General features: G+C 72.1%; 20 protein-coding genes. 9 read left to right on the plus strand and 11 right to left on the minus strand.

Features of this window, described 5'->3' with window-relative positions; all coding sequences use genetic code 11:
• Positions 1-8: 8 nt before the first annotated feature.
• From WMF27_RS17075 to WMF27_RS17085, 3 genes are all read right to left on the minus strand, one after another.
• Entirely contained in the window at positions 9-137 is a 129-nt protein-coding gene (locus WMF27_RS17075; RefSeq protein ID WP_044965146.1) for a hypothetical protein, read from the minus strand.
• Between the two features lie 214 nt (positions 138-351).
• Positions 352-1,998: an SBBP repeat-containing protein gene (locus tag WMF27_RS17080; RefSeq protein ID WP_437944294.1), complete on the minus strand. Its 1,647-nt coding sequence runs from the start codon at positions 1,996-1,998 to the stop codon at positions 352-354.
• 138 nt (positions 1,999-2,136) lie between these two features.
• Entirely contained in the window at positions 2,137-2,955 is an 819-nt protein-coding gene (locus WMF27_RS17085; protein WP_437767818.1) for an SDR family NAD(P)-dependent oxidoreductase, read from the minus strand.
• Positions 2,956-3,395: 440 nt separating this feature from the next.
• Between WMF27_RS17085 and traA the strand changes: the two genes are divergently transcribed.
• Together traA and WMF27_RS17095 are read left to right on the plus strand one after the other, a co-directional pair.
• Positions 3,396-5,528: an outer membrane exchange protein TraA family protein gene (gene traA, locus WMF27_RS17090; RefSeq protein ID WP_437767817.1), complete on the plus strand. Its 2,133-nt coding sequence runs from the start codon at positions 3,396-3,398 to the stop codon at positions 5,526-5,528.
• The gene (locus tag WMF27_RS17095) at positions 5,525-7,426 is read left to right on the plus strand and encodes an OmpA family protein (RefSeq protein ID WP_437767816.1); all 1,902 of its coding nucleotides are present in this window, start codon (positions 5,525-5,527) and stop codon (positions 7,424-7,426) included. Before traA ends, WMF27_RS17095 begins: the two co-directional genes overlap by 4 nt.
• Positions 7,427-7,613: 187 nt before the next feature.
• Here the strand turns inward: WMF27_RS17095 and WMF27_RS17100 are convergent, their stop codons facing one another.
• Positions 7,614-8,264 carry a hypothetical protein gene (locus WMF27_RS17100; protein ID WP_437767815.1) on the minus strand — a complete coding sequence of 217 codons (651 nt, stop codon included), beginning with the start codon at positions 8,262-8,264 and terminating at the stop codon, positions 7,614-7,616.
• 82 nt (positions 8,265-8,346) lie between these two features.
• On the opposite strand from WMF27_RS17100, the gene WMF27_RS17105 reads away from it, so the two are divergent.
• Both WMF27_RS17105 and WMF27_RS17110 read left to right on the plus strand, forming a co-directional pair.
• Positions 8,347-8,865: a peptidylprolyl isomerase gene (locus tag WMF27_RS17105; RefSeq protein ID WP_437767814.1), complete on the plus strand. Its 519-nt coding sequence runs from the start codon at positions 8,347-8,349 to the stop codon at positions 8,863-8,865.
• Between the two features lie 147 nt (positions 8,866-9,012).
• Positions 9,013-9,498, plus strand: coding sequence for a hypothetical protein (locus WMF27_RS17110; protein WP_437767813.1), 486 nt, complete (start codon positions 9,013-9,015; stop codon positions 9,496-9,498).
• Between the two features lie 48 nt (positions 9,499-9,546).
• Here WMF27_RS17110 and WMF27_RS17115 read toward each other — a convergent pair whose 3' ends face one another.
• On the minus strand, positions 9,547-11,340 hold the full coding sequence (locus tag WMF27_RS17115; protein ID WP_437767812.1) for an ATP-binding protein: 1,794 nt from the start codon (positions 11,338-11,340) through the stop codon (positions 9,547-9,549).
• A 123-nt stretch (positions 11,341-11,463) separates the two neighbouring features.
• Here WMF27_RS17115 and WMF27_RS17120 point away from each other — a divergent pair, with 123 nt between their 5' ends.
• The 3 genes from WMF27_RS17120 (at position 11,464) to WMF27_RS17130 (ending at position 14,108) form a co-directional block, all read left to right on the plus strand.
• Positions 11,464-12,081, plus strand: a complete 618-nt coding sequence (locus WMF27_RS17120; RefSeq protein WP_437767811.1) for a DUF47 domain-containing protein — start codon at positions 11,464-11,466, stop codon at positions 12,079-12,081.
• Positions 12,078-13,085, plus strand: a complete 1,008-nt coding sequence (locus tag WMF27_RS17125) for an anion permease (RefSeq protein WP_437767810.1) — start codon at positions 12,078-12,080, stop codon at positions 13,083-13,085. Before WMF27_RS17120 ends, WMF27_RS17125 begins: the two co-directional genes overlap by 4 nt.
• A 147-nt stretch (positions 13,086-13,232) precedes the next feature.
• Entirely contained in the window at positions 13,233-14,108 is an 876-nt protein-coding gene (locus WMF27_RS17130; protein ID WP_437767809.1) for an NmrA family NAD(P)-binding protein, read from the plus strand.
• A 63-nt stretch (positions 14,109-14,171) separates the two neighbouring features.
• On the opposite strand, the gene WMF27_RS17135 is transcribed toward WMF27_RS17130, so the two are convergent.
• Together WMF27_RS17135 and WMF27_RS17140 are read right to left on the minus strand one after the other, a co-directional pair.
• A complete protein-coding gene (locus WMF27_RS17135; protein ID WP_437767808.1) occupies positions 14,172-15,371 on the minus strand; it encodes a 6-phosphofructokinase in 1,200 nt (399 codons plus the stop codon).
• A 147-nt stretch (positions 15,372-15,518) separates the two neighbouring features.
• On the minus strand, positions 15,519-18,260 hold the full coding sequence (locus WMF27_RS17140) for a phosphoenolpyruvate carboxylase (protein ID WP_437767807.1): 2,742 nt from the start codon (positions 18,258-18,260) through the stop codon (positions 15,519-15,521).
• Between the two features lie 209 nt (positions 18,261-18,469).
• Between WMF27_RS17140 and WMF27_RS17145 the strand changes: the two genes are divergently transcribed.
• Entirely contained in the window at positions 18,470-20,005 is a 1,536-nt protein-coding gene (locus tag WMF27_RS17145; RefSeq protein ID WP_437767806.1) for a serine/threonine-protein kinase, read from the plus strand.
• Positions 20,006-20,061: 56 nt separating this feature from the next.
• Here WMF27_RS17145 and dut read toward each other — a convergent pair whose 3' ends face one another.
• Positions 20,062-20,520, minus strand: coding sequence for a dUTP diphosphatase (gene dut, locus WMF27_RS17150; protein WP_437767805.1), 459 nt, complete (start codon positions 20,518-20,520; stop codon positions 20,062-20,064).
• 18 nt (positions 20,521-20,538) lie between these two features.
• A complete protein-coding gene (locus WMF27_RS17155; RefSeq protein WP_437767804.1) occupies positions 20,539-21,918 on the minus strand; it encodes a M50 family metallopeptidase in 1,380 nt (459 codons plus the stop codon).
• Positions 21,919-22,079: 161 nt separating this feature from the next.
• Between WMF27_RS17155 and WMF27_RS17160 the strand changes: the two genes are divergently transcribed.
• Positions 22,080-22,943 carry an SGNH/GDSL hydrolase family protein gene (locus WMF27_RS17160; protein WP_437767803.1) on the plus strand — a complete coding sequence of 288 codons (864 nt, stop codon included), beginning with the start codon at positions 22,080-22,082 and terminating at the stop codon, positions 22,941-22,943.
• Positions 22,944-22,966: 23 nt separating this feature from the next.
• Here WMF27_RS17160 and WMF27_RS17165 read toward each other — a convergent pair whose 3' ends face one another.
• Together WMF27_RS17165 and WMF27_RS17170 are read right to left on the minus strand one after the other, a co-directional pair.
• Positions 22,967-23,716, minus strand: coding sequence for a lysophospholipid acyltransferase family protein (locus WMF27_RS17165; RefSeq protein ID WP_437767802.1), 750 nt, complete (start codon positions 23,714-23,716; stop codon positions 22,967-22,969).
• A gap of 177 nt (positions 23,717-23,893) precedes the next feature.
• Positions 23,894-24,325: a secondary thiamine-phosphate synthase enzyme YjbQ gene (locus WMF27_RS17170; protein WP_437767801.1), complete on the minus strand. Its 432-nt coding sequence runs from the start codon at positions 24,323-24,325 to the stop codon at positions 23,894-23,896.
• Between the last annotated feature and the right edge of the window lie 9 nt (positions 24,326-24,334).

A 24,334-nucleotide genomic window follows, 5' to 3' on the forward strand; every position in this document is an offset into this window, starting at 1 on the left:
GGCGGCGCTCAGCGGAAGATGCCGAAGTGGCCGAGCGCCCACCAGAGCAGGACGAAGATGAGGAGGGTGCTGAAGCACCCGCCGCCGAGCTTCTTCGCGCCGTAGCCCGCCGCGATCCCACGCAGAATCTTGCTCATCGAATGACCTCCGGCCCCGTGTCGGGGTGCTCGGTGAGCAAAGCAACGTGGGTGCCACCTCGAGGGGGCGGATTCTCGGGCTGGAGGGCGAGGACCTCGCTCGCTCGGCGTCGGGGAACGGCAACGCTCGCGTCACAGTGGGGCATTTCGCTACGCTGGAGGCTCGGGGCCGCCGGCGCTGCGCTGAGGCCAGGCAGCCGGGGCGACGGCGGCCCTATCGGCCGAGCTTGCCGACGATGAGGTGTTGGCGGTCGTTGTCTCCAAGGCCGGGGATAGGACCCGCGCCCCAATCCGCGGCGTTTGCTCTCGTCCAGCCCGCAACGAGCGTCTCGCCGTCCGGCGTGACGGCGACGGCGTAACCGACGGTGTCCTTGCCCAAGAGGCGTTTCCATACGAGCTCCGCGTCGGGGCCGATCTTGGCGACAAAGCCGGAGCGATCCTCCAGCGCGATCGGGCCGTTGCCGAAGTCGATCTGGCCCGTGGCGTTCCCGACGATGACGGCGTTGCCGAAGGGATCCATCGCTATGTCGCTGGCCCACTGGTCCTTTGCACCGCCGAAGGTACGTACCCATCCCGCCGCACCGTTGGCCTCGAACTGCACCACGAAGACGTCTTGGCCGACCGACGTTATCGTGAATGAACCTATCTTCACATCGCCGCTGTGATACCCGCCCAACACGGGCCTTCCCAAGGGATCCACGGTGATGCCCATGACATCTACGCTTGCCGGGAGCGGATCGAGCGCGTACATCGTCCTGATCCAGGCCGGTGCTCCGGACGGCGTCGTCTTCATGACGAAGCTGCCTTTGTCAATCGTGAACCGATCGAGCTCAGCGGTTTCGAGCGTCGAGCCGGCGATGAAGATGTTGTTCGAGCGGTCGACCGCAATGTCGATGATGCGCATGGTCGCGTTATCGCCAACGAACGTGCGCGCCCAGCAGCCCGGCGCGGTCACGAGCCCTGTGGCACCGTCGAGCTTGGCCACGAAGACGTCCGAGTCGTCGCCGGGCTGGATCGGCCCGCCGCCCAGCTCGATCGGCCGACTGAACGTTCCCGCGACGATGATGCGATCGTTTGCGTCGATCGCGATGGCGTGGATTCCACCGCCTGGAAGGCCCTTGCTCCAGACTGGTTTGCCCGATGCATCGAGCTTCGCGATAAATGTTCCCGCCGGAAGCTGGCCATTGCCGAAATCGATGCCGCCGCTGCTGGTGCCGACCAGGATCGGGTTGCCCTTGGAGTCGACGACGAGCACGCTCGGCTCGTCCGTCAAGTAGTCGCCGAAATTCTTGGCCCACAGGGGCTCTCCTGCCGGGTTCAGCTTGAGGAGCAGCACATCGGTGGTGCTGGAGGAAGAGAGTGTATCGTCGCCGATCGTGATGGTGTTCATGAACGCGCCGCTGGCGAACACGTTCCCTTCGGCATCACCTGCGGTGTCCATCAAGTAGATGTCGCCCGTCTGCTTGTACGCGGTCGTCCAGACGACGCACTCCAGGCCGTCACAGTTCTCGTCGTCCGCCGCGTCGCAGCGCTCCACCGCGGGCACGATCTCTCCCTCGCATACGCCCCAGGTCCCGTCGGTGTCACATGTGCGCATCCCTCCCCGGCATACCCCCTTGTTCCGGGTGATCGGCGGCCCCATGTAGCACGCTTCCGACGTGTCCGGTGTGCAGGCCGTGGGCTCACCCTCGTCCCCAGCGCCCCCAGCACTGCCGGCGCCTCCCGCGCCTCCAGCGCCTCCAGCGCCCGCGCTGTCCGCCGACTGATCGACGAACGTATCGAGGCCGAGCAGCGCCGCGCACCCGCTGGCGCACACGGTCAGGCCGACGACGGAACCAAGGACATAAGCTTGTGCTTGCATGAGACGTTCTTCTCGCTCGAGCGCTCCTGCGGAAGCGGCCACGCGGGCGCCGGAACAGAGGCTATCACAGCGACAGAGCCGCCGGCGCCCCGTCACCGGATCGAGCGCCACGGGGCGGGGCGCGCGCTCGCTCGCTCGCTAGCCTCGGACGCCTCGCGTCGGGGCGCCGTAGCCGAGGACCGAGAGCCCGATCCGCGATGAGAGCCGGCGAATCGCCGCGCGAGGGAGGAAGCGGGAGAGCTGGGCCGTCGCCTTGCTCAGCGCGGTCGGGACGGCGACCACGTCGCCCCGATCCGCCGCCGCGATGCCGTAGGCCGCGCAGTCCTCGGCGGTGAGCTCGAACGGCATCTTCCTGCGCGGCACGCCGGGCGCGCCCGCGTCGAAGATCTCGGTGGTCACCGGCCCCGGGCACAGGGCCGTCACCGTGACGCCGGTCCCGTCGAGCTCGACGGCCAGGCTCTCGGACAGCGAGAGCACGAACGCCTTGGTCGCTCCATACACCGCATGTCCCGGGGTCGGCTGGAACGCGGCGAGCGACGCGACGTTGAGCACGCGCCCTCCGCCGCGGGCCACCAGGTCGGGGACGACCGCCGCGCAGAGCGCCACGACGCTCTCGCAGTTGAGCCGCACCAGCATCGCCAGCGCCGCGGGATCGCCGTCCAGAAATGGCCCGAACCGCGTCGTTCCCGCGTTGTTGACGAGCCAGGCCGCGCCGCCCAGCTCGCGCGCCCGATCCCGCACGCGGAGGGCAGCGCCCTCGCCGGTGATATCGAGCTCCAGAGGGTGGATGGGCGCGTGCCCGGCGGCGCTCGCCCTTGCGGAGAGCTCCTCCAGACGGTGCGCCCGCCTGCCGATGGCGAGCACCGGCTGCCCGCGCGCCGAGAGCTGCCGGGCGATCTCCGCGCCGATGCCGGACGAGGCGCCTGTGACGATACCGAGGCCCGAGGTCGTGGTCATGGAGCGAGCCTTTTATGCTGCTTCGTCCAGGATCGCGAGCGGGCCGTGCCCTGATCTGCGGGGGCCCCGGTCAGCAATCTTTCCGCGCGATCTTGCCGCAACGCAGCAAGATCGCGCGAGGGCCTCGGGCGCGTCATCGGCTCTGGGGAGCCGAAGGTCGCGCGCAGGTGTCGACCTCGTGCCGTTCCCGTCACCCGACCATCCGCTCCAGGCGTGTGCGGCCGATCGCCCGCGCGGTTTGCCAGCCGTCCCGTGCGCATGACAGCATCGGACCATGGGACGGTAGGGGTGGTAGTAGAGGACCGTCGCCTACATGCAGAGCGGGCTTTCGCAGCCTTCCTCTTGCAGATCACGGCGCGGAGCGGCTAGCCTGGAGCTCGTACTTCCGGAGCTCGGGTGCTGAGGACCCGCGAGCGATGCAAAGGACCCGCGAGCGAGCCATGCGCATTCGACGAGCTGCTCTAGTCGCCACGGCCCTGCTCGGGCTGCTGCCGGCGCCGGCGCGCGCACAATCGCAGCCATTCGGCCCGGTCACCCTCTATGAGCCCACCATCGGCACGTTACCGGAGGTCGAGGGGACCGGCCTCTGCGCCGCATCGGCCCTGTCCGACAACGTGGATAGGGATTTCTACGTGCCCCTCATCGACCCTAACGACCCTGGCGAGCGCCTGGCCTACAATGACAAGGTCAATGCGTTCATCACCAGCAAGATCGGCGATGTCGAGGCAGAGTATCGCGAATACGTCGTTCGGACCGTCCTGGATCTCAGCAACAACAACAGCGACCTTGATGATGACCAGGACCCGATCGAAGAAGGCCCGCTGAGCTACGGCGACTTCACCGGACTGATGTCGCCGACGTGCCAGGAGGGCGGGTGCGACTTCCCCTGGAACAGCCACGGCACCAGCCAGCCGTTCGGCTCCAGGCTCCGCGGGTTCTTGCTCGTCCCCGAGGAGATGGCGGGTCGACCCGTTCATATCGGTTTCTACGCCGACGATGCGGTGAGCCTCACCTTCTGGGACAAGTCCAACGGCGTGAAGCCCGTCATGGTCCGTCCGGCGCGGCTCGGCCTTCCGACATGGCGCCTCACGAACACCGTCATCTTCGTGAAGGCAGGCCTGTACCCGCTCGAGATCCTCTACGTCGAAATCGCCGAGCACGCGGCGCTCGAGATGTCCTACTTCGTCGGCGAGTTCGAGGACTTCGAGCTCGGCGCGCGGGTAGGGGGCAGCGAGAGCCTCAAGGCGGCTGGCTATTCCATCTTCCAACCCGCGCAGTTCTTCCAGACGATGAGCGGGTCGCCGTCGTTCCCCGATCTCGACCAGTGCCAGCAGTGCAATCGCCAGTTCGCCGGCCAGGCCGGGACCAACGGCTGTCCTGGAAGCTACTACTGCAACGAGGCGGCACTGTGCGCCCCGTGTGACACGGCACGATTCTGCGGCGAATCGTGCTCGGCCTGCACGGGCGACACGCTGTTCTGCATCAACCTGGAGGGCAGGGCTCAGTGCGCCGAGTGCCGCACCAGCGCCGACTGCCAGGGCGGCTTCGTCTGCGACCCCGAGACGCACGAGTGCAAGGAGGAGTACGAGTGCGAGGAGGACCCGGACTGCCCGCGCGACAAGATCTGCGTCGATCACACGTGCGTCCTGTGTGACACCTCCGACCGGTGCGCCGGCAACTCGTGCAACTGCTGTCCGAACGGCATCAACGGCACGCAGATGGACTGCGCCGCCGTCGAGCCGGGCGGCAGCCCGATGTGCGTCGAGTGCCTCACCGACGAGCAGTGCCCCGACGGCAAGGTGTGCCACGTGCCCACGGGCCACTGCGTGGACAGGCCGCTCCCGACGAACGCGCTGCCCAACTGCTGCGGCGAGGGCTGCGTCGACTGCATGCACCCCGAGGACCCGAGCGACCCGCAGTCGCCCCCTGTGCCGTTCTGCCTCCCCGGGCCCGTCGGGACGGCGTGCGCCGCGTGCCGCAACGACATGGATTGCGCCGCGGGGCAGTACTGCCTGAGCGGTGAGTGCAAGGAGTGCGTCAAGGACCGGCGCTGCGGGCCGCGCTGCGACAGCTGCGGCGGCGACACGCCGTTCTGCTTCGGCCAGTTCTCCCAGCTCGCGGCGTGCGTGCGCTGCACGTCGGACGAGCAGTGCGCCGGCACGACCTGCAACCGCGAGACCCACGAGTGCGACCCGCCGGGGTGCATGGCGACCTGCGGCGAGGACACCCCGTACTGCGACGGCGAGAGGTGCGTCGAGTGCTACGCCGACACGCAGTGCCCGTGCGGCAACACGTGCGACCTCGCGACGAACACCTGCGACATCTCCTGCAAGACGAACCTCGACTGCCTCGGCAACGAGCACTGCCGCTGGACCGACGAGGCGGACGCCAAGGAGTGCGCGCTCGGCCCGATGCCCGACAACGTCGCGTGCGGCGGCACCCTCGCCGAGATCTGCAGCGTCTCGGTCGTCGGCCAGAAGGGCGCCGATCCGCGGGCCGCCGGGCTCGTCGCCCTCGCGGCGCTGGCCCTGCTCGAGCGAAAGCGCCGCCGGCGCAGCGGAGGTGCCTCGTGAGAACGCGTCCACTCCTCGCCCCGCTCCTCGCGCTGTCCGCGCTCCTCGCCGGGCGCCCCGCGCTCGCCGAGGAGGGGCGCTTCGATGCCCAGGTCTTCCGCCCGGCAGCGGCCCCGCGCGATCTCGTGATGGTCCAGAAGTCCGAGGTCATCGGGAACCTCTCGCCGACCGTCGGCCTTTACAGCGACATCGCGGCCGACCCGCTCGTGCTGCTCGTCGCGGGCGACGACACGAGGCAGGCCGTCGACGCCATCTCCGGGCGGCTCGAGCTCGCCTTGCTCGCGGGCATCGGCTTCTTCGACGTGTTCGACGTCACGATGGCCATGCCGCTCGTCCTCTTCCAGGAGGGCGGCAACCTCCGCCGCTTCGGCACCGAGGGGTCGGTCAAGAGCTCGTCCGTGGGCGATCTCCGCCTGTCCACGAAGATCTCGCTCCCGTACCTGAACCGGAAGGAGCAGGTCAAGGAGGGGTTCGGGATGGCCATCGCGGGCAACCTCAACTTCCCCACGGGCGACCAGAACGCGTTCACCAGCGACGGCGCGCTGAGCGGCGGCGCGACGCTCATCGGCGACTACCGGTTCAACTTCGGGCTGCTCCTCGCCGCGAACGCTGGCATCTGGCTGCGGCCCGACAACCAGTTCGCGGGCGTGCGCGTCGGCGATATGGCGCAGTTCGGCGTGGCGGCCGAGCAGTACGTCGTCCAGAGCTGGGGCCTGTCGGTCATCGGCGAGGTGTACGGGTACCCCTCGCTCACGAGCTACCCCGACGACCCGGGGCAGATCCCCGCGGAGGCGCTCCTCGGGCTGCGCTGGCAGACCAAGCACGGCATCACGATCACCTTCGGCGGGAGCTTCGGCGCGGCGTGCGGCTTCGGCGCGCCCTCGATCCGCTTCTTCAACGTCATCACGTGGCAGCCGAAGACCTCGCAGGAGCAGGAGGAGATCAACCGCCTGCAGCAGCGCGACAAAGACGATCCGGATCGCGACGGCCTCATCGGCGCCGCGGACCGCTGCCCCGACGTGCCCGGGAGCCCCGAGAACTTCGGCTGTCCGGACCTGGACACCGACGGTGACGGCATCTTCGATCGCGACGACAGGTGCCCCGACAAGCCCGCCGGCCCGCACGGGAAGGACGGCTGTCCGCTCGCCTTCATCCGTGGCGACGAGATCGTGATCACCGAGCAGGTCCACTTCGCGACCGACAAGGACATCATCCTCGAGGACTCGAACTCGACGCTCGAAGCGGTCGCGCAGGTGCTGATCGACAACCCCGACATCCGCGAGGTGCGGATCGAGGGCCACACCGACGTGCGCGCGACCGACCTGTACAACATGGCGCTGTCCCAGCGCCGCGTGGCGAGCGTCATGGCGTACCTCATCGCGAAGGGCGTCGAATCCGCGCGGCTGCAGGCGGTCGGCTACGGGCACACGCAGCCGATCTACGACGACACCGGCTGCCAGGGGCCCGACGATCAGCTGTCGCCCGACTGCCAGTTCATGACGTCGAAGAACCGGCGCGTCGTCTTCCGCATCCTCCGCTACGGCGCCGCGGGGGCGAAGCCGCTCACCGGCGCGCCCGAGGGGGGCGAGCAGCTCCTGCCGTCCGGCGGGGTGCTGCCGCAGAAGACCCAGGGCACGCTGCCCAGTCAGGGGACGCTGCCGGGGCAGGGGGTCCTCAAGTCGAACGTGCTGCCGAGCGGCGGATCTTCGCTTCCGCCGGCGGGCGGGGCGCCCGGCGGCGCGGCACCCCTGCCGAACCGCGGCAACGCGGGCGGCCTCCCGAGCAACACGGGTGTGCTGCCGCGATCCGGTACCCCTGCGCCCGCGCCCGCGCCGCCGGCACCGGCGCCGTCCTCGTCGAGCCAGCCGCCTGCTCCCGGAGGCGGGGGGACTCGCTAGGAGGGCGTCGATCCTCGGGCCTGCGGAGATGGACGGAAGGGGGCTCGATGGCGATCGAGCCCGCATCCGAGAAGCGCAGGCGTAACTCGAGGCGGCCGAGCTCCGGGCGTTTCAGGGGAGGAGAGAACAGCCGGACGTCAGCGTCACAGCGGTAGGAACCGCGCGACGCCGACGTCTTCTGTTGCGCTTACTTCTTCGGCGCGGGCTTCACGGGCGCCGACGACGTGGCGGGCTTGGCCGACGACGACGGGGGGAGCGACGACGGCGGGGCAGAGGAGGCCGGCTTGGCCGACGCCAGCGGGGTGGGCGACGCGGGCTTCGCCCCCGGCTTGCCTGGCTTGGCCGAGGTCGCAGGAGCGGGCGAGTCCTCGTACGGCTCGTCGGATGCAGCCGGAGGAGCAGCAGACTGGTCCGCCGGCGGCGCCTCCGGCTCGACGGGCGCCGCCGAGTCGGCGGGCGGCGCCGCCGGGTGCAACGTCAACGGCTTCGCCTCTCCCTCGGTGCGGCGGACCCAGATCACCGCCGTCCCGCTCGCGACGCTGGCATAGCGGCCGTCCTCGGTGCGGATCTCCTCGTTGACCGCCTCGATGACCGCGTCGCCGCCGACGCCGCACGCGGCCTTGCGGAGCGACTCGAGGCGCTCCGCCTCCGTGCGGGCCGTCGGATCGCTCGCGATCGGCTGAAGGCGATGGTACTCGCGATCGGGCAGCTGGCCCGCCGGAATGACGTGCATGTCGCTGCAGAACTCGCCGGAAGGCGTGCGTTTGTCTCGGAACTGAGTGCTGCAACCGGCGATCATCGCGGCACCCAGGGCCGCCGAGAGGAGGAGGCGCTGCATGCTGCCTTCTTACCAGCGATGCGACGCGCGATGCAAACCCAGTGTTCCGATCTCGTGAACGCCTGGATATGCTCCGCGGTCGATGCGCCCGATCGAGCGATCCGCTCCTCTCGGCTTCCTCACCGTCTTCGGCGCGGCGCTCGCCGCCGCGTGCAGCGCGCCTCAGGCGGCGGCGCACGCCCCTCCGCACAGCGCCGCCCCTGCCGAGGAGAGCGCCTCGAGCGCCGCGGCGTGCCTCGCGGCCGCCAGCGCACCGCGGCAGGCTCGCCCCGACGAGCCGCCGCGGATCGGCGTGAAGCACATCCTCGTCCGCTATGCCGGCGCCGATCGCGCCGAGGGCACGACGCGCACACGGGAGGCGGCGTGCCTGCGCGCGATGGCGGCGCGCGACGAGATCCGCGGCGGCGCCGACTTCGGCGAGGTGGTGGCGCAGTACAGCGAGGAGGCCGGCGCGGCGTCGCGCGGCGGCTCGCTCGGCACCGTGGAGCGCGCCGACGTCCTGCCGCCCTTCGCCGATGCGGCGTTCGAGCTCGATATCCAGCAGCTCAGCGACGTCGTGGAGACCCGCTATGGCTTCCACGTGATCTTCAGGACGGAATAGCCCTCCTGCGGAGAGCGAGCCTCCCGCCGGAGACCTCTCCGCCTGCCCGCGCGCGGCCTCTCCTCGCGGGCCACGCATCGTCACGGCGCCTCGCGGGCCGCGCGCGCAAGGGTTGCGTTCCCGGCGGAGGCGCAGCATGAAGCACCGATGCGCGCTCACAAGCTCCTCGCCGCCTTCGCCGTGATGATCGCCTCGCCAGCGCTGCTGATCGCGGCATGCAAATCCAGCGACGAGCCGGAGGAGGTCGCCCCGGCGCCGGGCGCCGTCACAGCCACAGCGCCGACCGCGACGGCGCCGCCGCCCGCAGCGACCGGGACGGTGCCGGCGGCGACGCCGACCCCGGCCGCGCCAGCGACCACGACGGCCGCCCCGACCCCGGCCGTCCCGGCGACCCCGAAGCCGAACGCGGGCGCGCCGGTGGACGCGGGCGCGCCGAAGGACGGGGGCGCCACCACCACGGCCGACGCGGGGGCGCTCTCGACCAAGCTCGCGGAGTGCGCCGCGAAGTGCCAGTCGATCCTCCAGACCTGCCTGACGCCGAAGTTCCCCGCGGACGGCGGCCTGCCCGCGCTCGCCGATCCGGCGGCGTGCCAGAGCTCGTTCGACTCCTGCCGCACCGCCTGCGCGCCGTAGCGCCCGCTCCCCCTCGGCGAGGCCGGCCAGCGCCGCCGAGCCTGCTTGCTACTTCTTCTGGGCGCCGGTCGGCAGCGTGATCCGGAAGAGCGCGCCGCCGGCCGCGCCGGTCGTCACCGTGATGTCGCCGCTCATCGCCTCGACGAGGTGCTTCGCGATGGACAGGCCGAGCCCGGTGCCGCCCGACGCGCGAGAGCGGCCCGGATCCACCCGGTAGAACCGATCGAAGACGCGGGCCTGGTGCACCGCAGGGATGCCCGGACCGTCGTCCTCGACCTCCAGGACGACGCGCGCGTTCGCGGCCCGCGCGCGCACCACCACGTGCGAGCCGTTCGGCGTGTGATGGATCGCGTTGTCGACGAGGTTGGTCAAGATCTGGTCCAGCGCGCGCGGATCCGCCGCGACGAGCGTGCCCGGCGCCACGTCGATCTTCACGTCGGTGTCCCGCTCCATGGCGCGCCCGCGCAGGAGCGCCACCGCCGCCTCGGCCTGCGCCGAGAGGTCGAGCGTGCCCGGCGAGAGCGGCCGCTCGCCGCCCTCGATGCGCGACAGATCGAGCAGATCGTCCACGAGCCGGTGCAGCCGGGTCGCGTTCCGGTCGATCACCTCGACGAAATCGCGCGCCGCCTCCGGGTCGTCGAGCGCCCCGCCGAGCAGCGTCTCGCTGCTCGCGCGGATCGACGCGACCGGCGTGCGCAGCTCGTGCGACGCGTTGGCGATGAAGTTGCGCTGCAGGCCCTCGATGCGCCGGAGCTCCGTCACGTCGAAGAAGACGGCGACGACCCCCGTCGCCCCGCGGCTCTGCGCCGGCAGCGCGAGCGGCGCGGCGTTCACGAGCAGGATCCGGCGCCCCGGAGGCCCGGCCACGCCTGGCGACGCGGGCGCGATCTCGATCTCGCGCGTCGCCGCCGCGCGCGCGAGCGCGACCTCCTCGATCAGCTCGTGCAGGCTCGACGAACGCAGCACCTCGAGCGGCGGGCGGCCGACCGGGTCCCTGCGGATGCCGAGCAGCTGCGAGAGCGCCGGGTTGACCAGCGTGATGTCGCCCTTCTCGTCCGTGACGAGCACGCCCTCGCGCATCGACTCGAGCACCGCGCCGAAGCGCTCTCCCTCGCCCCCGAGCTCGCGCCGCGACACCTCCAGGCTCTCGGCGAGGTCGTCCAGCGCGCCGCCCAGCGTGGCGATCTCGTCGTGCCCCTGCATGCGCGCGCGCCGGCCCAGGTCGGCCCGCATCTCCCGCGCGACGCCCGTCAGGTAGACGAGCCGCCCGGAGAGGGCGCGCGCCCCGGCGAGCGCCGCGGCGACGGCGAGCGCGAGGGCCAGGAGGGTGCCCTCCACCACGCGCGTGCGGGCGGCGGACAGGCTGCGGTCGATCGCGACCGGCTCGAACGCGACCCGGACCACCCACGGCCCGTCCGGGCGATCGAGCCGCTGCGCAGCGTAGAGCATCCGCATCCGCGTCGTCTTGCTCACGCGCTCGCTGCGCCCCGTGCCCTGGTGCCGCGCGTCGGCGACCTCGTCGCGCGTCGCGTGCGTGTCGAGCTGGCCGAGCCCCTCCGGCGCGACCGACGAGTCGCCCCGCACCGCGCCCTGCGGATCGATGAGCGTGACGCGCGCTCCCGCGGTCTTCGACAGCGCCGTCGCGAGGGCGGGCGCCTCGGCCGCGAGGTCTCCTGATCTCGTGGCGACCTCGGTGACGAGCGCCGTCCGCGTCGCCAGGTCGTCCTCCGTGTACGCCGAGAGCTCTGCCCCGAGCGTCTTCAGGACATAGCCGTCGAACACCAACGCCGCGAGGATCGCGATCCCCACCGCGAACGCGATGAGCTTGCTTCGTATACCCATGTCACCAGCGTGCCGAGCCCACGCCGCGCGCGACGCGGGCGAAGGACCTTATATTACCTGGTTTTGTCCGTTCCATGACGACTCGTTGACGTGATGCGGTGAGACAGGTAAACGCCCGGCCCCATGGGATTGACCCGTGACGCAGTCTTCTTCGACGCGCTGGCCAACCATGCGCGGCAGAGCGTCGCAGCGAGCGAGCTCCTCCTGGAGATGCTCGACCGGCTCGACGAAGCCCCGGCCCTGGTGCAGCGGATCTCCGACCTCGAGGACGAGGCCGACAGGATCACCCACGAGTGCCTGGCCGCCCTCCACCAGACGTGGATCACCCCGCTCGATCGCGAGGAGATCCACGCGCTCATCACCCGCCTCGACGACGTGCTCGACTGCATCGAGGCGGCGAGCGTGAGGATCGTGCTCTTCGAGATCAGCAGCATCCTGCCGGACGCGCGCCTGCTCGCGCAGGACGTCGTCGACGCGTGCACGGTCATGAGCTCGGCCATCCAGTCGCTCAGGGACCTCAAGAAGCAGCCGCACCTCCTCGAGCTCTGCGTCGAGATCAACAAGATCGAGAACGCGGCGGACGCGCACTACCGCAACGGGTTGGCGGCGCTCTTCAAGAAGGGGAACGACCCGCTCCTCGTGATGAAGTGGCGCGACATCTATGACCTCTTGGAGCACGCGACCGACCGCTGCGAGGACGTCGCGAACATCATCGAGGGCATCGTGCTCGAGCACGCATGACGACCTACATCCTCGCCATCCTCGTCATCGCGCTGGCGTTTGATTACATCAACGGCTTTCACGACGCCGCGAACTCGATCGCCACGGTCGTCTCGACGCGCGTCCTGTCGCCGCGCACCGCGGTGCTCTGGGCCGCCGCCTTCAACTTCATCGCGTTCGCGCTGTTCGAGCCCACGGTGGCGCGGAACATCGCGAAGGGCGTCGAGCCGGGGTTCATCACGCCGAACGTCATCCTGGGCGGCCTGCTCGGCGCGATCATCTGGAACCTGCTCACGTGGTGGTGGGGGCTGCCGTCGTCGTCGTCGCACGCGCTCATGGGCGCGTTCGCCGGGGCCGCGGTGAAGAGCGCGGGGCGGCTGTCGGTGCTCGACGCGACGGTCTTCGGCAAGACGGCGGCGTTCATCCTGGTGTCGCCCTTGCTCGGCGCGATCATCGGGTTCTCGCTCATGCACGCCATCCGGCGGCTCGCGCGGGGCTGGACGACCGGGAAGGTGAGCTCCCGGTTCCGGCGGCTGCAGCTGCTCTCCGCCGCCGCCTACTCGCTCGGGCACGGCGGCAACGACGCCCAGAAGACGATGGGCATCATCACGGCGCTCCTCATCTCCGCGGGCCTCCAGGAGGGCGGCAAGGACCCGAAGCCGATGCTCTGGGTCGTGCTCCTCTGCCACGCGGCGATGGGCCTCGGCACGCTCTCCGGCGGCTGGCGCATCGTGAAGACCATGGGCATGAAGATCACGAAGCTGAAGCCGGTGGGCGGCTTCGCGGCCGAGACGGCCGGCGCGGCGACGCTGTTCAGCGCCACGGCGCTCGGCATCCCCGTGAGCACGACCCACACGATCACGGGCGCGATTGTCGGGGTCGGCGCCACGAGCGGGCGCATCTCCGCGGTCCGCTGGGGCGTCGCCGGGCGCATCGTCTGGGCCTGGATCTTCACGATCCCCGCCTCGGCCGCCCTCGCCGCGATCGCCTACACCATCGCGAACGTCATCAGCGGCCAGCCCTGACCGCGCAGGCGAGCGCGGCGGCGCGCCGCGCGGCGTGACGCCACGCAGGCGAGCAGGCGCCTCGCTCGCTCGCGCGCCGGGCGGCGGCGCTCGCGCGGCCCACCCTGGGACTTACGAAGCGCGCCGCCGATCTCCATAGCGCGGACCATGCGGGCGCTCGTGACGGGGGCGGCGGTGGCGCCGGGAGGGGCGGTCGCGCGGGCCTTGCTCGCCCGCGGGCACCGCGTGCGGGCGTTCTCCGCCACGCCTGGCGATCCGGCCGCGGCGCGGCTCATCGAGCTCGGCGTCGAGGTCGTCCAGGGCAGCGCCGACGAGCCCCGCTCGATCGCGCGCGCGGCGGCCGGCGTCGACGCGGTCTTCGCCATGGGCTCGCCGATCGAGGGCGGGCTCGCCGTCGAGGCGGAGCTGCGGCTCGGCCTCGCCGCCGCCGAGGGCGCGAGGGCCGCGGGCGGCGCACACCTCGTCTACACCTCGGTCGCGAGCGCCGACCGGGGCACGGGCGTCCCCCATTTCGAGAGCAAGGCGACCGTCGAGCGGCACATCACCGCGCTCGGCGTACCTTGCACGATCCTCGCCCCGGTGTGCCTGATGGAGAACCTGCTCACGCCCGCGGTGCTCCTCGGCCTCCGGCGCGGCGTGTACGCCGCCCCGCTCCCGGCGGGCTGCCCGCTGCAGCAGATCGCGGCCGACGACGTGGGGCGGTTCGCGGCGCTCGTGCTCGAGCGCCGGCGCGACTTCCTCGGGCACCGGATCGAGCTCGCGTCCGACGAGCTCACCGGCGCCGAGGCCGTCTCGGCGCTTTCCCGCGTGGCCGGCCGGGAGATCCGCTACGCCGAGGTGCCGCTCGCCGAGGTGCGCGCGCGCGGCGAGGACCTCGCGGCCATGTTCCGCTGGCTCGCGCGCGGAGGTCACGGCGTGGACCTCGGGGCGCTCCACGCCGCCTACCCGGAGGTCGGGTGGCACCGCTTCGAGGACTGGGCGCGCGAGCACCTCGCGGGCGCGCTGACCCGAGCGGTCGCGTGAGCCGGCGAGGGCGCCGCGCTGATCCGGCGCGCGGGGCTCACCCGGCCCGCGCGGGCGCGGCGCTCATCCGATTTGCGACGGAGCGCGGCTCGGTCGGGCCGCCCCGAGGCTGATGAAGTGGTCGAGGATCCAGGTCTTGAAGCGCTTCAGGTCGAGCCGGTCGAGCAGCGGCAGGAACGCCCGCTCCACGCCGTCCTCGCGGCGTATGGAGGCGAAGTCGAGCACGCCGACGTCGTTCGCGGCGAGCACGTACGGCATCACCTCGGTGCGCCCCTCGTCGAAGGCCGCGAGCAGCAGCGACCCCTTGAGGAAGGCGGCCGAGACGTCGAGGAAGGCGGGGCGGATCCCGCGGATGTACCGGCTGAACGGCTCCGCGATCACGCGCTTGTCCGACGAGTCACGGAGCCCCGCGCCCTCGAGCTGCATCTTCAGGTAGTCGCTCGCCGACATGCCGGGGTGCTCCTTGCGGCGGCGCTCGGCCTCGTAGCCCTCGGCGACGATCACGAGCGCGTAGTCGGCGCCCTTGAGGCCGTCGGCGAGCTCGCCCAGCACGTCCTGCGGGAAGCGGAAGAAGGGGAGCACGATGAGGTGCGCCCGGGCGGCCACCGCGCAGTGCAGCGCGTGCCGCCCGCTGCGGTTGCCCATCATCTCGAGGATGTAGATGCGCTTGTGCGTATAGGCGTCCTCGTAGAGCCCGCGCGCGATGGTCGCGCCCGTCTCCACGCCGGACAGGAAGCCGATCGCGCGATCGCCCTCCAGATCGTTGTCGATGGAGACGTTCACGAAGCCGGCCTGCGGGCGCACCTCGAACTCGTCGAGCCACGCCTTGATGCCCTCGAACGTGCCGTTGCCGCCGACGCAGATGAGGTGCGTGAACCCCTGCGCCTTGAAGGTCGCGGCGGCCTGCTTGCGCTTCTCGCGATCGAGGAAGCCGGAGTAGCGCTCGCTGCGGAAGTCGCTGCCCGCGTCGAGCACGCGCCGCCCCATCGAGCGCGCCGGGATGCCCTGCGCGAGCAGATCGTAGCGCTGGCGGCGGCTCATGATGAGGCGCTCGAACTGGGGCTGGGCGCGCGCGTCCGCGGTCAGGGAGCGGAAGCCCTCGGTCGCGGCCCACACCTCGTAGCCTCGCCGCGCCGCCTCCTCGGTCAGCGCGACGGCGACCGACGAGTAGCCAGGGGCGTTGCCGCCGTCGAAGACGAGCAGCAGGCGCTTGTCCGATGCCGGGAGGGTGTCGGGACGTCCGAACTCGACGATGCTGGTCATGGCGCCGGCCTTCTACCACGCGACGACGAGGTTGGCTGAGCGATTGTCACACGTTCGTGATCGTTGTTTGACGACGCCCGGCGTTGGACGACAGCGCCGCGCGGCGTCGAGCGCGTGGCGTCGAAGGCGCGCTGTTTCCGCCGTGTTTCACCCCGTGTTGCGCATGCCGGCGGCGATGCCGTTCAGCGTGAGCAGGAGCGAGCGATCGCGCCCCGAGTCCCCGCCGCGGCTCGCCCGCAGGAGCTCGACTTGCAGGAATGAAAGGGGGTCGACGTAAGGATTGCGCAGCGAGATGGACCGCTGGAGCGTCGGGTTGCCCTCGAGCAGCCGCCGGTTGCCCGTGAGCCGCTTGAGCCACGACCGCGTCCGCCTGTATTCCGCGATGATCCGCGGCGCGACCGCCTTGCGCGCGGCGGCCGGCGCGAGCTCCGCGTAGCCCGCGAAGATCGTCATGTCGGCCTTCGCGAGCACCATCTCGACGTTGTCGATGACCGCCCGGAAGAACGGCCACGACGCCATCATCTCCTTCAGCAGCTCCGCGCCCTCGGGGCGCTGGCCCATCGCCTCCAGGCCGCTGCCGACGCCGTACCACCCCGGGAGGATGGCCCGGTTCTGCGTCCACGCGAAGACCCACGGGATCGCGCGCAGCGACTCCAGGCCGCCCGCGCGCCGCTTGCTCGGGCGCGAGCCGAGCGGCAGGCGCGCGATCTCGTCGATCGGGGTCACGGCCGTGAAGAACTCCACGAACTTGGGCTCCTCCCAGACGAGCGCGCGGTAGGCGCGCCGGCCGGTCTCGGCGAGCTCGTCGAACGCCGCGGCGTAGCGCAGCTCCGACGCGGTGGGCGGCCGCGGCTGCGCGCCCAGCGTGTGCAGGAGCACGCCGCTCAGCATGATCTCCAGCGTGCGCATCGCGAGCTCGGGGCGCGCGTACTTGTGGTCGAGCGCCTCTCCCTGCTCGGTCGCCTTGTAGCGGCCGCCGACGCTGCCGGCCGGCAGGGCGAGCAGCGCCTGGTGCGCCGGTCCGCCGCCGCGCGCCACCGACTCGCCGCGGCCGTGGAAGACGCGGAGCGGCAGCTCCGCCTCCGCGGCGATCTTCGGCAGCGTCTCCTGCACGCGCCGGAGCGCCGCGCTCGCCGCGAGCAGGCCGACCTCCTTGCCGGAGTCGCTGTAGCCGATCATCACCTCCTGCACGCCGCGGGCGAGGACGTGCGGCCGGTACTCGGGGTGCGCGAGCAGCGCGCGCAGGATCCTCGCGCTGTCGTTCAGCGCGGCGAGCGACTCGAACAGCGGCACGACGTCGATCCGCGCGCACGAGCGCGCCTCGTCCCACAGCCCGGCGGCCTTCGCGCTCGCGAGCGCGGCGAGGACGTCGTCCTCGCTGTGGGTCATCGACAGCACGAGGGTGCGGCAGGACGACTCGCCGCCGTCGCGCTGCGCCGCGGCGATGCGCTGGAGCGCCTCGAACACGCGGCGCGCCTCGGGCGTCATCTGCGCCGGCTCGACGCGGCCCGCCGCGACGCTGGCCGCCGCGGCGCGCGCGTCCTCGGCCGGCGCGCGCATCTCGAGCTCCGCGAGCGCGAACCCGAGCGCGCGCACCTGCGAGAGCAGCGCCCGGGCGCGCCGCTCGCCCGAGCTCGCGCAGCGCGCGGCGCGCAGGCTATCGGCGACGACCGCGAGGTCGCGCTCGAGCTCCGCGGGCTCGCGGTAGGGGACCGCGAGCATCGGCTCCTCCGGCCGCACGAAGGCGCGCCCCTCGCGCGCGGGGCCCTGCCCGGAGCGCGCGCGCGCCTCCGCGCGGCCGTGCTCCGCGTGCTCGAGCGTGGCGGTGAGGCGCGCCTCGATGAAGTGCAGCTTGCGGCGCCACGGCTCGCCCTCGGTGCGCGGGCCGAAGTGCGCGGCCACCTCGGGCATCGCGGCGGCGTCCTCCTCGATCGAGGCGAGCAGCCAGGGCGGCGGCGTGACGTGCCGGACCGACTGCGACAGCGCGCCGCCGAGGTCGCGCACCGCCCGGACGAGCCGGCGCAGCCCGCGGATGCGGTAGGCGAACAGCGCGTCCTCGAGCACGGCGGGCACGACGAGCGGGTTGCCGTCCATGTCGGCGCCGACCCACGAGTGGATCCGGAGCGGCGCGATCTCCGCGTCGAGCGGCTCGCCGTAGGCGGCCTCGAACGCGCGCCCGATCACGGTGGGCAGATCGGGGAGCAGCTCCCAGAGGATCTCCTCGATGTACCAGGCGACGTTCTTCACCTCGTCGCCGACGGTGGGGCGATCGCGGCGCACCTCGTCGGTCTGCCAGAGCGCGGTGATCTCCTCGCGGATCTCGGCCAGCTTGCGCGCCGACTCGTCGGGCGTCAGCTGGCAGCGATCGCGCTCCTCGAGGTTCTTCGCGATGCGGTAGAGCTTCTCGAGCACCGTGCGCCGCGCGGCCTCGGTCGGGTGCGCGGTGAGGGTGAGCGTCACGTCGAGCGTCCTGAGCGCGGCGCGCACGCGCTCCGCGGGCACGCCGGCCTTCTTGAGCGTGTGCATCGCGGCCTCGATCGAGCCGCGCTGCGGCCGCGCGCCCGGATCCGTCGCGTACGCGCGCGCGCGGCGGATGCGGTGGTGCTGCTCCGCGAGGTTGACGAGCCGGAAGTAGACGGTGAACGCGCGGATGACGGGCTCGAGGCGATCGTGGGGCAGCTCCGCGAGCAGCTTGCTGAGCTCCGCGGCCGCGTGCGCGCGCCCGTCGCTGGGGCCGCGCCGCCGGCGGATGGCGAGCGTGCGGATGTGCTCTTCGATGGCGAAGAGCTCTTCTCCCTCCTGCTCGATCAACACTTCCCCGAGCAGGCGTCCAAGCAGGCGAACTTCTTTGCGAAGAGGTCGATCGACCTCGCGGCGACGCGGCGGCATGGGCGCCAGCCTAGCGCGACGCGGCGTAAAACGGACCACCGAGTGTGGCCTGGGCGGACGGTCGGTGGCGCCGGGGTGTGGCAGCGCCGGGGCGGGGGGCGGCGCCTCGGGGCCTGGGGGAGGTGGGCGGCGGTGCGAGCACGGCCTGTGCATCGCCCGGTCATCCGCGCCCTTTCGAAGCCTCGTCGGGCTCGTGTACCCTCCGGCGGATGGCCGATGATGTGTTCGGGATCGTCGGCACGACCCAGGGGGCGTTCAAGGTAGAGCGGGTCGTCGCCGAGGGTGGGTTCGGCGTCGTCTATCGGGCGTACCACGAGGCTTTTCGAGCGCCGGTCGCGCTGAAGTGCCTCAAGGTCCCGGCGACGCTGCCCGAGTCGCTGCGCGTGCAGTTTCTTGAAAAATTTCGCGAGGAAGCGGAGCTGCTGTTCCGCCTGTCGGCCGCGATCCCTGCCGTCGTCAGGCCGCTGCACCACGACGTGATCTCGGCCGCGACCGGCGCCTTCGTGCCGTTCATCGCGCTGGAGTGGCTCGAGGGCCGCACGCTCGCGAGCCACATCGCCACCCGCGCGGCGGTGGGCGCGCCGCAGCTCTCGCCGGGGGAGGTGATCCGGCTGCTCGCGCCGGTCGCGCGCGCGCTCGAGGCGGCGCACCATTTCCCCGGGCCGAGCGGCCCCACGTGCGTGGTGCACCGCGATCTCAAGCCGGCGAACATCTTCCTCGCGCAGATCCACGGCGCGGAGGTCGTCAAGATCCTCGACTTCGGGATCGCCCGCGCCCGCGACGCCGCGACGGTCATGGCCGGCCAGACCGCCACCACGTCGGGCGGCCTCTCGACGGCGTTCACGCCCGCCTACGGCGCGCCCGAGCAGTGGGCGCCGAAGCGCTTCGGCAAGACGGGCCCCTGGACCGACGTCTGGGGGCTCGCCGTGACCGTCGTCGAGGCGCTCGCCGGCCGCGAGATCATCGGCGGGGATCACGTGGCGATGATGGGCACGGTGCTCGACGAGAAGCGCCGCCCCACGCCGAGGAGCGAGGGCATCTTCGTGCCCGACGCGCTGGAGGCCGTCTTCCGGCGGGCGCTGGCCGTCGATCCGCGCGAGCGCTTCCGGGACATCGGGGCGTTCTGGGACGACGTCGAGCAGGCGCTCGGGCTGCCGCGGAGCGCTCCGCCGATCGCGGTGCCCAGCCGGAGCCACGCGCCGGCCGCCGCCCGCGTCCGCTCCTCGGTGTTGCCCGCATCGCCCTCGTCGCCGGGATCGACGCGGTCGCAGGATCTCCTCCAGGGCACCAGCCTCGCGGCGCCGGCGGCGTTCGCGGAGGCGACGGCCCGGGAGCTCCACCTGCCGGAGCGCGGCGGCGGCCGCTTGCCGCCGCACAGCCTCCCCACCGAGCCGGTGGTGCCGCTCGCGCTCGACTGGTCTCCTCCCGCGCCCGCGCCCTTCGCGCGGCCGTCCTACGCGCCGTCGAGGATGCCGCCCCCGATGACGGAGCGCGCGCCCGCGCGCCCCAGCCTGAGCACCGGGGAGCTCATGGCGATGTTCGCCTTGCCGGTGCGGCTCGCCGGCGCGGGCGTCGTCATCACCGTCCTCGATCTCGCGGCCGCCTCGCTGCTCTTCGGCGGCCAGCGCGTCGGCGTGGGCCCCATCGGCGGCGTGGGCCCCATCGGGCTCTTCCACGTCGCGGTGGGCCTCGTGGTCCTGGGCATCGGGATCGCGGTGTTCCGGCTGTTCTCGTCGGACCGCTAGCGCAGCCCATGCCCGCGAGGCCGCGGGACCTGGGCGACACGCGGTGGGACGCCTCTCTACGGCTCCTCGCGCCGCACGCCCGTCGATCCGTAGCCGCCCGCGCCGCGCGCCGTCGGCGCGAGCGCCGGGACCAGGACCACGTCCGCGAGGGCGACCGGGCAGATCACGAGCTGGGCGATCCGATCGCCGCGGTGCACCGTGAACGGCGCGGCGCCGAGGTTGATCAGCACGACCTTGATCTCCCCGCGGTAGTCCGGATCGATCGTCCCGGGGCTGTTCAGCACGGTGACGCCGTGGTGAAGCGCGAGCCCCGAGCGCGGCCGCACCTGCCCCTCGTGGCCGTCGGGGAGGGCGACCGCGTAGCCCGTGGGCACGAGCTTCCGCTCCCCGGGCGCGAGCGTCACCGGCGCCTCGATGGCCGCGCAGAGATCGAGCCCGACGGCTCCCTCGGACTGGTAGGCGGGGGGAGGGACCTCGATCGGCCCCACGCGGAGGAAAGGCACCTGGATGCGCACGCGGCGGAGCCTAGCCGGTCACGGGCGCGGCAGCAGCGCCTCGAGCGCCGAGCCCCGGAGCGCCTCGAGCGCCGAGTCCGACCACACCCGCGCCCGATCCGAGAACCCGGCCTCCACCGCGCGCCGGAGCAGATCGAGCGCCCCGTCGAGGTTCCCGTCCTTGGCGCTCGCGCGCGCCGCGTCGTACGCGTCCTGGCCGAGGCCCACGCGGCGGAAGATCGCCTCGTAGAGCCGCGCCGACCAGTCGAACGCGCCGCGCTCGAACGCGATCTCCGCCATCCGCCGCGCGTCGTCCTCCGAGAGCTGCTCCACGATGTCCAGCGCCACGGCCGCGGCCCGCGCCACCTCGCCCTGCTCCACGAGCACCCGGATCAGCGGGCCCGCGACCTCCTTCCGGTCGTCGCCGGCCTCCCGGGCCGCCTCGAGCGCCTTCCGCGCCTGCTTCAGCTCCCCGAGCGCGAGGTGCACCGCCCCGACAAGCGCCGGGTCCGGCTCGCCCTGCTTGCGCGCCTGCGCGAGCGCTTCCCCAGCACGCTTCTCGTCGCCGAGGAGCAGGTGCGACCAGCCGATGAGCTCGTGCGCCTCCCGCAGCGCGCGCTTCGGCGGCGCCGGCGACTGCGCGAGCACCTCCGCCGAGAGCGCCATCGCCTCGCCCGTCCGCTCGTCCTCCACGGCCCGGCGCGCCCGCTGGAGCAGGACGGCCGTCTCGGGCGGCATCGGCTCCTCCTGGAACTCCGCTCGCCGGCGGTTCATGGAGGGCGACGGCGCCGCCGGCTCGCTGCGGAACCGCTGCAGGCTCTGGAACGCGGACATGGCGAGGATGAACGAGAAGAAGAAGAACCCCGCCCTCAGGAAGAAGATGGCGAGGAGCACGGCGGCGATGCCCGAGATGGCCGCCGTCAGCCGGGCCCGCTTCGGGCCGAGCGCGTGCTCGAGGACATGGCCGCCGTCGAACGGGAGCACGGGGATCAGGTTGAGGACGCCCCACCACACGTTGACCGTGACGAGCATCTCCATCCCGCTCAGCACCAGGGCCGGGAGGGCGTAGAGCGCCGGGACATAGTTGAGCACGAGGTGAAGGACCCCGGCGACGAGGAAGCCGGCGAAGGGGCCTGCCAGGCTGATCAGCACGTGCTGGAGCCGCCCGAGGGGCAGGAGCGAGCGCCAGGTCGTGGTCCCGCCCATGAAGTGCAGCGTGATCTCCGGCTCGATCCGGTACCGCTGGATGGCGAGCGCGTGGCCGAACTCGTGCATCAGGACCGACAGGAAGACCACGAAGATCCAGACCAGGAACAGCTGGTACTGCTGACTGGCCAGGATCCCGTACCCTAGCAGCGCGGCGGAGAGCCAGAACCCGAGCTGGACGTCGACCGAGACTCCAAACAGACGGAAGCTCATGCGCATGTAATAAGCCGTGCGGGCCCTTCGCTCAATGATTGCTGTGCGGACGCGGCCGGTCGTAGAGTGCGCGGCGTTGCGCGCGGCCAGGCAGGAGCGCGGAGCGCCAGAGGGCGCGCCGCGCCCCTTCTTCCAGGCCGCGCGCGGCGTCGGGAGCGAGCATGGGCAGGGAGATCCGGGTCAGGAGATGGGCGCTCGCCGGGGTTGCCGCGGCGGGCATGGCGTGCGGCGCCGCACCGGCGCCCCCGCCGTCCCCCGAGGCCGCGCCGGCGCCCGCGGCGCCGGCCGAGGCCTCCGCGCCGGCCGCTGCCCGCCCGCCCGGGGCCTCCGCGCCGGCCGAGGCCGCCGCCGCGCCGACGGCCGCCGTGCCGCCCGCGTTCGAGGTTCCGCCCAACACGGCGGTCCTCCACGTCGGCGACTCGTTCGCGGTGGCGGGCTTCGCGCAGGCGCTCCGCCCCAGGATGCAGGAGCACCGCGTGCGCTACGCGGTGAAGGCCGAGACCAGCTCGTACACGGTGACGTGGGCTTCCAGGATGGAGCTCCTCGTCGCGAACTACCAGCCGGACCTCGTGATCATCAGCCTGGGCGCCAACGAGGTGGAGAACGTCAACCCGCCGGCCCACGCCGGCGCGATCCGCCGCATCGTCAAGGCGATCGGCGGTCGCCCGTGCGTGTGGGTGTCGCCGCCGCTCTGGCGCAAGGACACCGGCATCATCGACGTGATCCGGACGAACTCGGCGCCGTGCCGCTTCTTCGACTCCGACGCGCTGGTGCCGGGCCCCCTTCCGCGCCAGAAGGACAAGATCCACCCGAACGAGGTGGGGGGCGCGCGCTGGGCCGAGGCCTTCTGGAGCTGGCTCACGGCGGAGCACCTTCCGGCCGGCGAGGAGGGCGGCGGGGCGGCGCCGGCGCGCAGCCCCTGGGCGCTCCGGCCGTCTCCGCCGGAGGAGCACCGCTCCCGGGCGGAGGCCCCGGAGCGCGCGGTTCAGCGAGGCGAGCAGGCGTCCGAGCGGCGGGCGGAGTGATCCCGAGCTGACCGGCCGGCGCCCTACGCCGGCGACGTCGCCACGCCCGCGCCGCGGTGGACCAGCCCAGGATCGTGGCCGAGCGCCCCTGCGATCGCCGCCCTCACGTCCCGCATGAGCCGGTTGCGGCCCCCGGCGCCGTAGGGCGCAGGATCGATCGGCGGCATGATCGTGACCACCACCCGGTGGTGCTCCTGCACCACGAAATCCTTGGCCCGGAGCACGTGCCGCGTGCCGTCGATCGCCACCGGGAGGATGGGCGTGTTGGTCTCGATCGCCATCCGGAAGCCGCCGCTCTTGAACGGGAGGAGCGCGCCGGTCTTGCTCCTCGTCCCCTCCGGCGCGATCCAGACCCGGGTCCCGTCCTGCAGCATGGACGCGCCCACCTGCAGGCTCGCGCTGGCCTGGACGTGGTTGCTCCGGTTGATCCGGATGAACCCCGCCGCCTTCATCGCCTGGCCGAAGATCGGCACGTTGAACAGCTCCTTCTTGGCGATCATCCGGAGCCGCCCGGGGATCGCGCGGAACACCACCGGGATGTCGAAGAGGCTCTGGTGGTTCGACATCACGACGAACGGCCGTGTGCCCGAGGCGTTCTCGCGCCCGCGCACCACCAGATCCACGTCCGCGTCCTCGAGCACCTTGCGCGCCCACCAGTCCAGCCGCTCATCGCAGCGCTCGAGGGTCACACGCCCCCTCATCGCGTCCACCACGGTCGGAAAGCAGATCCGGGCAGTGTCGAAGATTCCCATGAACGTCGTCTGAAGGCTCATCGCTCTCTTCCCGCTGGTTCCGCTGATAAGGTGGGGGGATCGGGTGGCGCGCCGGCGACCGAGCAGGCCCTGCCGCGCGCGGCGGGCAAGCAGCCCCGAGGGGCGCCGAGCTCATCCAGTGCTCATGCAGCACTCGTCCAAGGCTCGTCCGTACGCGAACGCCGCAAAGTATACCACTCAACCCCCGGCTGTGGTGCCGGTCACGGTCACTACCACGCGGCGCGCGTGAGGAGAACTACGGTGCTCCCAGACATACAGGGCCTGCCAGGTCCCGAGCGCGAGGCGGCCGCCGGAGATCGGGATCACCTCGCTCGAGCGGGTGACGGCGCTCCTGAGGTGGCCCGGCATGTCGTCGGGGCCCTCGTCGTCGTGCTCGTACTCGCGGCCCTCCGGGGCGAGGCGCGACATCCAGCGCTCCAGGTCGCGGAGGACGGCCGGATCGGCGTTCTCCTGGACGATGAGGCTCGCGGACGTGTGCTGCAGGAACACGGCGCAGAGGCCGACGTCGACGCCCGCGCCGGCGACGACGCGCGCGACCTCGCGCGTGATATCGACGAAACCCCGGCCGCTCGTGCGGATCTCGAGCGTGCGCTGGACGATGGTGGTCACCGCGCCATC

The sequence above is a fragment of the Sorangium sp. So ce281 genome (genome assembly GCF_051527395.1).
Lineage (GTDB): Bacteria > Myxococcota_A > Polyangia > Polyangiales > Polyangiaceae > Sorangium > Sorangium cellulosum_B.

Bases quoted from the DNA above. Each gene is read 5' to 3' on its own strand.
- WMF27_RS17075 (WP_044965146.1), bottom strand. From the start codon at position 137: ATGAGCAAGATTCTGCGTGGGATCGCGGCGGGCTACGGCGCGAAGAAG.
- WMF27_RS17080 (WP_437944294.1), bottom strand. From the start codon at position 1,998: ATGCAAGCACAAGCTTATGTCCTTGGTTCCGTCGTCGGCCTGACCGTG.
- WMF27_RS17085 (WP_437767818.1), bottom strand. From the start codon at position 2,955: ATGACCACGACCTCGGGCCTCGGTATCGTCACAGGCGCCTCGTCCGGC.
- traA (WP_437767817.1), top strand. From the start codon at position 3,396: ATGCGCATTCGACGAGCTGCTCTAGTCGCCACGGCCCTGCTCGGGCTG.
- WMF27_RS17100 (WP_437767815.1), bottom strand. From the start codon at position 8,264: ATGCAGCGCCTCCTCCTCTCGGCGGCCCTGGGTGCCGCGATGATCGCC.
- WMF27_RS17105 (WP_437767814.1), top strand. From the start codon at position 8,347: ATGCGCCCGATCGAGCGATCCGCTCCTCTCGGCTTCCTCACCGTCTTC.
- WMF27_RS17110 (WP_437767813.1), top strand. From the start codon at position 9,013: ATGCGCGCTCACAAGCTCCTCGCCGCCTTCGCCGTGATGATCGCCTCG.
- WMF27_RS17115 (WP_437767812.1), bottom strand. From the start codon at position 11,340: ATGGGTATACGAAGCAAGCTCATCGCGTTCGCGGTGGGGATCGCGATC.
- WMF27_RS17120 (WP_437767811.1), top strand. From the start codon at position 11,464: ATGGGATTGACCCGTGACGCAGTCTTCTTCGACGCGCTGGCCAACCAT.
- WMF27_RS17125 (WP_437767810.1), top strand. From the start codon at position 12,078: ATGACGACCTACATCCTCGCCATCCTCGTCATCGCGCTGGCGTTTGAT.
- WMF27_RS17130 (WP_437767809.1), top strand. From the start codon at position 13,233: ATGCGGGCGCTCGTGACGGGGGCGGCGGTGGCGCCGGGAGGGGCGGTC.
- WMF27_RS17135 (WP_437767808.1), bottom strand. From the start codon at position 15,371: ATGACCAGCATCGTCGAGTTCGGACGTCCCGACACCCTCCCGGCATCG.
- WMF27_RS17140 (WP_437767807.1), bottom strand. From the start codon at position 18,260: ATGCCGCCGCGTCGCCGCGAGGTCGATCGACCTCTTCGCAAAGAAGTT.
- WMF27_RS17145 (WP_437767806.1), top strand. From the start codon at position 18,470: ATGGCCGATGATGTGTTCGGGATCGTCGGCACGACCCAGGGGGCGTTC.
- WMF27_RS17155 (WP_437767804.1), bottom strand. From the start codon at position 21,918: ATGAGCTTCCGTCTGTTTGGAGTCTCGGTCGACGTCCAGCTCGGGTTC.
- WMF27_RS17160 (WP_437767803.1), top strand. From the start codon at position 22,080: ATGGGCAGGGAGATCCGGGTCAGGAGATGGGCGCTCGCCGGGGTTGCC.
- WMF27_RS17165 (WP_437767802.1), bottom strand. From the start codon at position 23,716: ATGAGCCTTCAGACGACGTTCATGGGAATCTTCGACACTGCCCGGATC.